Origin of the sequence: Kineococcus rhizosphaerae (genome assembly GCF_003002055.1) — a bacterium.
In the GTDB taxonomy this organism is placed as follows: Bacteria; Actinomycetota; Actinomycetes; order Actinomycetales; family Kineococcaceae; genus Kineococcus; species Kineococcus rhizosphaerae.
In genome coordinates this window covers 371,381-380,551 of record NZ_PVZF01000004.1, presented here as the reverse complement: position 1 = coordinate 380,551, position 9,171 = coordinate 371,381, and the positions used below count along the sequence as shown (strand labels likewise).

The window sequence follows — 9,171 nt, the reverse complement described above, 5'->3', positions numbered from 1 at the left end:
GGTGCGGGTTTGGCGGGTGCGGGCACCGGTGCGGGTTTGGCGGGTGCGGGCACCGGTGCGGGTTTGGCGGGTGCGGGCACCGGTGCGGGTTTGGCGGGTGCGGGCACCGGTGCGGGTTTGGCGGGTGCGGGCACCGGTGCGGGTTTGGCGGGTGCGGGCACCGGTGCGGGTTTGGCGGGTGCGGGCACCGGTGCGGGTTTGGCGGGTGCGGGCACCGGTGCGGGTTTGGCCGGTTCGGGCTCGGCCGGTGCGGGTCTTGCCGCTCCGGGTTCCGCACGGGCCTCGCGCCCGGGCCGCGCACCCGTGCCCGATTCCCCCGGGGCGGAGGGTGTCGCAGCGCCGGTCGGCCCGGCCGTCGGCGGCTCGACCGGGCCGGTCGTGGTGACGGTCCCGGCCGGGGAGGGCGGCGCGGACGAGGGGGAGGGCGGCGTCAGCGCGGGCGGAGCGACGGGGCCGCTGCTCGCGGACGGTGCCCGCCCGACGGTCGGCTGCGCCGTTAGCGGGTGCTGCGTTCCCGAGTGCGGCGTCCTCGTCGGCCCGGTGAGCGGTGCGGAGGTGCGCGCAGGGGTGGGTGAGGAGGTGGCGACGCTGGTGGGCAGGACGTCGGCGACGGCCTGCGTCGCCGTCACGCTCGACCCCACCCCGACCCCGGTGGCCAGCAGGACGGTGGCGACCTGGCCGCCGGCGGTCTGGGCAGCCGCCGACACCGTCGACACGGCCTGCGCCGGCAGGGACCCCACCCACGGCAGCGCCGCGAGCAGGGTCGCCGGCCCCGCGACGAGCCGCAGACGCCCCAGGCCGACCGACAGGAACGCGCGCACGACGTCCGGGTCGAACTGGGTCCCGGCGCACCGGGTGATCTCGGCCCGGGCCTGCTCCGCCGACATGGGCTTCTTGTAGGAACGGGCCGACGTGATGACGTCGTAGGTGTCGGCGACGGCGATGACGCGGGCCGCCAGCGAGATGCCCGCCCCGGCCAGGCCCCGCGGGTACCCCTGCCCGTCCCAGCGCTCGTGGTGCTGGGCCACCCCGTCCACCCAGGACCCCAGCCACGTCCGGAGGGGTTCGACGAGCGCGCCCCCGTGGTCCGGGTGGGCCTGCAGCCGGGCCCACCCCTCCTCGGACGGGCGCCCCTTCGCGTTGATCACTTCGGTCGGCACGTGGACCTTGCCCACGTCGTGCAGCAGGGCCACCCAGCTCAGCCGGTCGACGTCCTCCCCGGACAGGCCCAGCTCCCGGCCGATCAGGGCCGCGTAGGCCTGCACCCGTTCGCCGTGGGCACGGGTCGGGGCGTCGTGGGCGGCCAGTGCGCTGATCAGCGCCAGGAGCTGCTGCGCGCCCCCGGGCCCGGTGCCGTGCTCGAGCTCGTCCGGCGACCACCGTCGGCGGGCCACGGCGAACCGGCTGGGGACGTGGTCGGGCAGCACCAGGCTCAACCGCAGCATCGACGACAGCGGCAGCAGCCGGCGCAGCCACCGGTTCGCGACGACCATGATCGCCGAGGAGAGGGCGACGACGAGCACGAGCCAGACCGCGGTGCTCACCCCGAGGCGCTCGGCCGGTGCCCACCGCGCGGCGGCGGCCCCCACGACGAGGGCGAACACCAGCGGCCCGAGGACGGCGGTGGTCCGCACGGCGCGCGCGAGGACGGGCCGGGGCCGCCAGGTGCGGGAAGCCGCCTCGCTGTAGTTCTGGGTGGGTCCGGTGGGCACCCAGCAGGTTTCGGGACACGTTCCGCCCCGGTGAACCTGAACGCGCGGACACCACCTGATCGGCTGAGGGCCCCGTGGGTGCCGTCGCCGGTCGTGGTCCCGGGACTCGGGACCTAGAGGGCCATCACGTCGAGGTCGACGGCGCGCACGGGCCACAGGTCGAGGTCGAACCGGACCCCCGGCAGGGCGTGGCTGAGCTCGGACTGCAGGCGGAAACCCTCGCTGGCGTAGGAGGAGCAGGACGAGGGGGAGTCCCAGCCGCACAGGTCGACGGGGTGGTGCTCGTCGAAGTAGGCCTGCCACTGCAGCAGACCGGTGCGCAGGCGCTCGTCGAGGCCGAGGTCGTCGAGGTGCGTGCGGCTCAGGACGAAGCCGCCCATGTCGGCCGGCGCCCACACGGGGGTCGGCACCAGGTAGTCACTCATGAGTCGAAGTCGCTCAAAAGGCACCCGTCGAGGGTAGGCCCTCCGCGGGGGTGCTCCCGACCACCACCACTCGTTGCGCTGCAACGTTTGCGACGACGCAGCGTCGTACCACCTGTCCGACAGGCCGACCGGTCACCGCAGGGTCGCCGGTCGGTCCGCGGGTCCGCGGCTGAACCCCCGTGCCACCGCGTTCGTGACCCCGGTGGCAGGCCCGTCGCGCGGGCCAGGACCCCGACCGCAGAGGTGACCCCATGAGCAGCACGCGCACGCCCGAGCGTCCCGCAGCCCCCGGACGGCCCCGCCGGCGCCGCGGCCTCTGGGCCGTCCTCGCGGTCGTCGTCGTCCTGGCCGTCGCCGCCTTCGTCGGTCCCCGCATCTACGCGAGCGTGGAGTCCGGCAAGGCCGCCGCCCCGCTCGTCGCCTCCACCGCGGCCGGCTCGGCCACCCCCACCGCGGCCAGCACCGACGCCACCCTCGACGGGGCGTGGACGCTCGCCCCCGGCGGCACCGCCGGCTACCGCGTGAAGGAGGTCCTCAACGGCCAGGACGTCACCGTCACCGGCCGCACCTCCGACGTCACCGGTGACCTCACCGTCGCCGGCGGGCGGCTCACCGCCGGGACGGTCTCCGTCGGCCTCGCCTCCGTCGAGACCGACTCCGGCCAGCGCGACAACCAGTTCCGCACGACCGTCATAGACGTCGCGCGCTTCCCCACGGCCGACGTCGCCCTCACCGCCCCCGTCCCGCTCGGCGGTCTCGACGTCGGCTCGAGCGTCGCCGTGAACCTCGTCGGCACCCTGACGCTCAAGGGCAGCCCGCGCGACGTCACCGTCCCCGCGACCGTCCAGCGCACCGCGCAGGGCTCCGTCACCGTCACCGGCTCCCTCCCCGTGACCTGGTCCGAGCACGGCGTCCAGGCCCCCGACCTCGGCTTCGTCAAGGTCGAGGACACCGGCACGATCGAGTTCACGTTCACCGCCACCAAGGCCTGACCCGCGCGGCCCCGGCGCCCGCCCCCGCTCTCGGGACGGATGCGGCCGATCACCTGCGGTGAGCGGTGGCCGGTCCCTACCCTGGCGGGATGTCGTCCGCCGGAGCGGTGGACCCGCTGCTCCTGCGCGCGTGGCAAGAGGTCTCCGAGGGGATCATCGTGCTCGACGCCGAGGAGTGGCGCGTCCTGCACGTCAACGCCGCCGGCGCCGCCGTGTACGGCCTGGTGCCCGACGACCTCGTCGGCAAGCTGCTCTCCGACGTCTTCCCCGCCGCCGTCGGCAGCGACTTCCACACCCAGCTGCGGCGCACCCGCGCCGAGGGCGGCCTCGTCACCTGGACCGGCCCCGTCGCCGGGACGGACCGGTGGATCGCCGTGCGCGCCCAGCGCGTCGACGGCCAGGTGCTCTGCTCCTTCCGCGACGTCACCGCCGAGCACCACCTCGAGCTCGAACGCGACGAGCTGACCCGCTCCCTGCACCGCTCCCTGGACCACACCACCCGCCTGCTGCGGCTGTCCGAGGCCCTCACCGCCACCCGCACCGTCACCGACGTCGCCCGCGCCGCCGTCGAGGCCGCCCGCGAGGGCTTCGGCGCCGCCTACGCGGCGCTGTCCGTCGTCGACCACGAGCGCCAGCTGCTGCGCACCCCCTTCACCGGCGACTACGCCCCCGGCGCGCAGGAGGAGTGGCAGGACCTGCCCCTGGACGGTCCCGGCCCCGGAACCCTGGCCCTGCGCGAGGGGCGTCCCCGCTTCGACGACGCCACCAGCCTGCGGACCGGCTTCCCCGAGCTCGCCCACCGCTGGGAGACCGCCCACGTCCGCTACCTCGCCACCGTCCCGCTGGTGGCCGCGGGCCGCAACGTCGGCCTGCTGACGATGGTCTGGCACGAGGACCTCGAACTGTCCGAGAACCAGCGCGCCACGCTGCGCTCCCTGGCCTCGTACACGACCCAGGCCCTGCAGCGGGCGCTGCTGCTCGCCGAGCGGACCACCGCCGCCCGCACCCTGCAGACGTCGATGCTCACGACCGACCTGCCGCAGGTCGGTGACCTCGAGCTCGTCGCCCGCTACGTGCCCGCCCACGCCGGCGACCAGGTCGGCGGCGACTGGTACGACGGGATCCTGCTGCCCGACGGCACCACCCTGCTCGTCATTGGCGACGTCACCGGCCACGACATCACCGCCGCCGCCGAGATGGGGCAGCTGCGGATCGCGCTGCGCGCCCTGGCCGTGGACCGCGACGACCCGCCCGCCGAGCTGCTGGACCGGCTGGAGGCCGTCGTCAGCTCCCTGCGCGCCGACGCCATCCTCGCCAGCTGCCTCGTGGCCCGCGTCGAGCAGAACCTGCAGGCCCGGGCCGAGGGCGTGCGGACGGTGCGCTGGGCCAACGCCGGGCACCCGCCGCCCGTCCTGGTCCTGGCCGACGGGACCGCGCGCGTCCTGGCGGCCCCGCCCGACCTGCTGCTGGGCGTCGGGACCGGCCGGCGCACCGACCACGTCGTCGACGTCCCCGCCGGGGCGACGCTGCTGCTGTACACCGACGGCCTCGTCGAGCGCCGCGACGACGACCTCGACTCCGGCATCGAGCGCCTGCGCGCCAAGGCGTCCGGGCTGGCCTCCGGGGACCTCGCCGCGGGGCTGGACGAGCTGCTCGCCCAGGCCGGCGGGGCCGCGGGGGACGACGTCGCGCTGCTCGCCGTCCGGTTCCACGCCCAGGGCTGACCTACGATCTTCCCCGTGAGTGAGCAGGAGCGCGTCGGTGGCTGGAGCGAGCGACGCTCCGACGAAGTCGTGCGCGGCGGGAGTGAAGCCGCCGACCGGAGCGCGACGCCCGAACGAACGGACGACGGCGTGAGCGAGGAGCAGGTCGAGCGGGTCGAGCAGGGTGGGCGGGGCGAGCACGCGCCCGTCGAGTTCGAGGGGCGCACCGGGGTCGCGCACCCCATCACCCGCTACTACACGCCCGTGCTGCACCACCCCTGCACGCCCGTGACGGCCTTCGACGACGACCTCGTCCAGCTCGTGGCCGACATGTTCGCCTCCATGGCCGCCGCCGACGGCGTGGGCCTGGCCGCCAACCAGATCGGCGTCGACGCGCGCGTCTTCGTCGTCGACTGCCCCGACGACGAGACCGAGACCACCGGGGAGAACGTCGTCGCGCACGTCGTGAACCCCGTCCTGCACCTGCCCACGGGCCGCAAGCGCCGCCTGGACCTCGACGGCGAAGGCTGCCTGTCGGTCCCTGGCCAGTACGCCGACCTGGCCCGGCCCGACAAGGCCGAGGTGACCGGCGTCGACGTCCACGGCAACCCCGTGAAGATCGTCGGGACCGGTCTGCTGGCGCGCTGCCTGCAGCACGAGGCCGACCACCTCGAAGGCGTCGTCTACGTCGACCGGCTGCCGGTCGCGCAGCGCGAGGAGATCCTCGCCGCGGCCGGGCTGACGGCGCCCGCCGGGGACGACGCGTGATCGTCCTGGGGATCGAGTCGTCCTGCGACGAGACCGGCGTCGGGCTCGTCTCCGAGGGCGTCCTGCTGGGCGACGCCCTCGCCTCCAGCATGGACGCGCACGCCCGCTTCGGCGGGGTCGTGCCCGAGGTCGCCGCCCGCGCGCACCTGGAGTCGATGCTGCCGGTGCTGCACCAGGCGCTCGACAAGGCCTCGCTGGGGCTCGGGGACGTCGACGCGGTCGCCGTCACCGCCGGCCCGGGGCTGTCCACGGCCGTGCAGGTCGGGCTCGCCTCCGCCAAGGCGCTCGCCTTCGCCCTCAGCAAGCCGCTGTACGGCGTGCACCACCTCGCCGGGCACGCCGCCGTCGACGTCCTCGAGCACGGCCCGCTGCCCTCGCGCTGCGTCGCGCTCGTCGTCTCCGGCGGCCACACGTCGCTGCTGCTGCTCGGGGACCTGGGCCGGGACCCGATCGTGCACCTGGGCGACACCGTCGACGACGCCGCGGGGGAGGCCTTCGACAAGGTCGCCCGCGTCCTCGGCCTCGGCTACCCGGGCGGGCCGGTCGTCGACCGCGTCGCCCGCGACGGCGACCCCCACGCCATCGCCTTCCCGCGCGCGCTGTCCCGGCCCTCGGACCCCGCCTACGGGTTCTCCTTCTCCGGGGTCAAGACGGCCGTCGCGCGCTGGGTCGAGGCCCGCGCCGACGCCGGGGGCGAGGTCCCCGTCGCCGACGTCGCCGCCTCCTTCCAGGAGGCCGTCGCCGACGTCCTGACCCGCAAGGCGCTGGCCGCGTGCCGCGAGCACGGCGTCGACACGCTGCTGGTCGTGGGCGGGGTGGCGGCGAACTCGCGCGTGCGGGCCCTGGCCGAGGAGCGCTGCGCCGCGGCGGGGATCGAGCTGCGGGTGCCGCCGATCCGGTTGTGCACCGACAACGGCGCGATGATCGCGGCGGTCGGTGACCTGCTCGTGCGCGCCGGGGCCCCGGCGTCCGGGCTCGACCTCGGGGCCGACCCGTCCGCGCCGCTGACGGGGGCGCTGTTGCACGGCCCCTGGGCCTGAGGGGCACTTCCGCGGCTGTGCGTGCGTTGAGTGATCAGCACCCCTCGAACGAAAGGCGTCGGACCCGTGGGCATCGACTACTCGAAGAAGGCGAACGAGCCTGAACCTCCCCGCGCGGGAGGTGTCTCGCTGTCGAAGGTCACGCTGACGAAGTCGGCGCCCAAGGTGTCGCTGTCCAAGACCGGGGCGACCGGCGGGACGCTGCGCGTGCACCTGGCCTGGAACGCGCGCCCGGCCGCCGCGGCCCCCGCCTCGGGCGGCTTCTTCTCCAAGCTCAAGGCCGCCGCGGCCCCGCAGGGCGGCATCGACCTCGACCTCGGCGCCCTCTACGAGTTCTCCGACGGCTCCAAGGGCGTCGTCCAGGCCCTCGGCAACGCGTTCCGCGACCGCGGCGCGGGCGACCCCGTCGTCTGGCTCGACGGCGACGACCGCACCGGCGGCGGCGGGGAGAACCTCTTCGTCGACCTGCGCGACGCCGCGAAGATCAAGCGGATCCTCGTCTTCGCCTTCATCTACGAGGGCGTCCCGAACTGGGCCGCCGCCGACGGTGTCGTGACCCTGCACCCCGTCTCGGGCCCCGAGATCGAGGTCCGGCTCGACGAGCACGACGACCGCTCGCCCATGTGCGCCATCGCGCAGATCACCTCCGACGGCCGCGAGATCGCCGTCCAGCGCGAGGTGCGGTACGTCCAGGGCGGCCAGCAGGCCCTCGACGAGGCGTTCGGGTGGGGCATGAAGTGGCGGACCGGGCGCAAGTAGCCGCGCGGGTTTCGGCACGTTGACTCCCCGGTCCCTTTCAACGAGACCGCGGAGTCAACGTGCCGGGATGCTCAGCGCGGCCCCGGCCCCTGGACGCGGGTCCGGGTCACGCGCCGGGGCGCCGCGGCCGACAGCGGGTCGGTGATGTCCTCCAGGCCCTTGCCCTCCGCGTCGACGCCGAAGAACCACGCGATGAGCCCGCCCACCAGCATGATCCCCGCACCGACGAAGTACCCCACCGTCAGCGGCCCGCGGTCGGTGCCGTCCCCGATGAGCGCGCCGAACAGCGACGGGGCCGCGACCCCGCCGACGAGCAGCGAGATGGCGAAGAAGTACGAGATCGCCTGCCCGCGCAGCTCCAGGGGGAAGATCTCGCTGACCGTCAGGTACGCCGAGGACGCACCGGCGGAGGCGAAGAAGAAGATGACGCACCAGAAGATCGTGTGCGTGGTCGCCGAGAGCATCCCCGCGTGGAACATCACGGCGCTGATCGCCAGCAGCACCGCGGACAGGCCGTAGGTGCCGAGGATCATCTTGCGGCGCCCGATCGTGTCGAACAGCGGCCCCAGGACCAGCGGCCCGACGAGGTTGCCGACGGCGAACGGGAAGAAGAAGTACCCGGTCGAGCCGGAGCCGACGCCGTAGAAGTGGCTGAGCACCAGCGCGTAGGTGAAGAAGATGGCGTTGTAGAGGAACGCCTGCGTCACCATCATCGAGAACGCCAGGAACGAGCGGGACCGGTACTGGCTCACCATGACCCGGAAGATCTGGCGGTAGCTGACCGAGGCCTGCGGGTGGATCTCCAGCGCCTTCTCCGCCGGGACCGGGTCCAGGTGGCGGCCCCCGGCCTCGATGTCGGCCTCGATCTGGTCGACGGTCGCCTCGGCCTGCTCCTGGTACCCGTGGGTCATCAGCCAGCGGGGGCTCTCGGGGATGTGCCGGCGCAGTCCGATGATCGCCAGCCCGATGACCGGCCCGATGAAGAAGCCGATCCGCCAGCCCCAGTCGATGTCGACGAGGTCCGGGTTGAGCAGGAAGATGCTGGCCCCGGCGCCGATCATCGCCCCGCCCCAGTAGGTGCCGTTGACGGCGATGTCGACGCGGCCGCGGTACTTGGCCGGGATCAGCTCGTCGATGGCGGAGTTGATGGCCGAGTACTCCCCACCGATGCCGAGGCCGGCGACGAAGCGGCAGATCAGCAGGAACCACAGGCTGAACGACAGCCCGGCGACGCCGCTGGCGATCAGGTAGACCGCCAGGGTCAGGATGAAGATCTTCTTGCGGCCGATCCGGTCGGTGATGCGGCCGAAGAACAGGGCGCCGACGACCTCCCCGAGCAGGTAGATCGACCCCATGAGGCCGACGTCGGTCGTCGTGAGGTGCAGCGTGTCACGGTCCTGCAGGACGCTGCCGACGCTGGAGACGATCTGAACCTCCAGACCGTCCAGGACCCAGGACACCCCCAGACCCACGATGATCATCCAGTGGAAGCGGGTCCAGGGCAGCCGGTCCATGCGGGCCGGGACGAGACTGCGGACGACCAGGCGGCCGTCACTGTCGGTGGTGGCGCTCACAGCACCTTCCTTCGTTCGGCGTCGTCGCCGGGGACAGCGGGGGGCGCTCCTGCGGGCCACCGCCCTGCGGCGGAGCGAAGCTACGCCCGCGCGAACCGGTGCGCTCGGCGAACCGTGTCCCGAGGCACCCGAACGGTGCGGGGGGCGGGGCGGCTAACCTCCAGGCACGAGCAGCGATCAGTCAGTCGAGGAGGACGA

At 74.2% G+C, this 9,171-nt stretch carries 8 protein-coding genes; 5 read left to right on the top strand and 3 right to left on the bottom strand.

Annotated elements, in window-relative coordinates; all coding sequences use genetic code 11:
• The coding region (locus tag CLV37_RS28835) for an HD domain-containing phosphohydrolase (protein ID WP_106210104.1) at nucleotides 1–1,712 on the bottom strand (1,712 nt) is incomplete at its 3' end.
• Nucleotides 1,713–1,825: 113 nt separating this feature from the next.
• Nucleotides 1,826–2,137 carry a hypothetical protein gene (locus CLV37_RS10970; RefSeq protein WP_106210102.1) on the bottom strand — a complete coding sequence of 104 codons (312 nt, stop codon included), beginning with the start codon at nucleotides 2,135–2,137 and terminating at the stop codon, nucleotides 1,826–1,828.
• A 251-nt stretch (nucleotides 2,138–2,388) separates the two neighbouring features.
• Here CLV37_RS10970 and CLV37_RS10965 point away from each other — a divergent pair, with 251 nt between their 5' ends.
• The 5 genes from CLV37_RS10965 (at nucleotide 2,389) to CLV37_RS10945 (ending at nucleotide 7,399) form a co-directional block, all read left to right on the top strand.
• A complete protein-coding gene (locus tag CLV37_RS10965) occupies nucleotides 2,389–3,129 on the top strand; it encodes a YceI family protein (protein ID WP_106210100.1) in 741 nt (246 codons plus the stop codon).
• 89 nt (nucleotides 3,130–3,218) lie between these two features.
• Complete coding sequence (locus CLV37_RS10960; protein WP_106210098.1) at nucleotides 3,219–4,853, top strand: GAF domain-containing SpoIIE family protein phosphatase; 1,635 nt, start codon at nucleotides 3,219–3,221, stop codon at nucleotides 4,851–4,853.
• Nucleotides 4,854–4,982: 129 nt separating this feature from the next.
• On the top strand, nucleotides 4,983–5,600 hold the full coding sequence (gene def, locus CLV37_RS10955) for a peptide deformylase (protein ID WP_106210208.1): 618 nt from the start codon (nucleotides 4,983–4,985) through the stop codon (nucleotides 5,598–5,600).
• On the top strand, nucleotides 5,597–6,640 hold the full coding sequence (gene tsaD, locus CLV37_RS10950; RefSeq protein ID WP_106210095.1) for a tRNA (adenosine(37)-N6)-threonylcarbamoyltransferase complex transferase subunit TsaD: 1,044 nt from the start codon (nucleotides 5,597–5,599) through the stop codon (nucleotides 6,638–6,640). Before def ends, tsaD begins: the two co-directional genes overlap by 4 nt.
• 66 nt (nucleotides 6,641–6,706) lie before the next feature.
• Nucleotides 6,707–7,399 carry a TerD family protein gene (locus tag CLV37_RS10945; protein ID WP_170127181.1) on the top strand — a complete coding sequence of 231 codons (693 nt, stop codon included), beginning with the start codon at nucleotides 6,707–6,709 and terminating at the stop codon, nucleotides 7,397–7,399.
• A 71-nt stretch (nucleotides 7,400–7,470) separates the two neighbouring features.
• Here CLV37_RS10945 and CLV37_RS10940 read toward each other — a convergent pair whose 3' ends face one another.
• Nucleotides 7,471–8,913, bottom strand: a complete 1,443-nt coding sequence (locus CLV37_RS10940; protein WP_106210204.1) for an MFS transporter — start codon at nucleotides 8,911–8,913, stop codon at nucleotides 7,471–7,473.
• Nucleotides 8,914–9,171 lie beyond the last annotated feature (258 nt).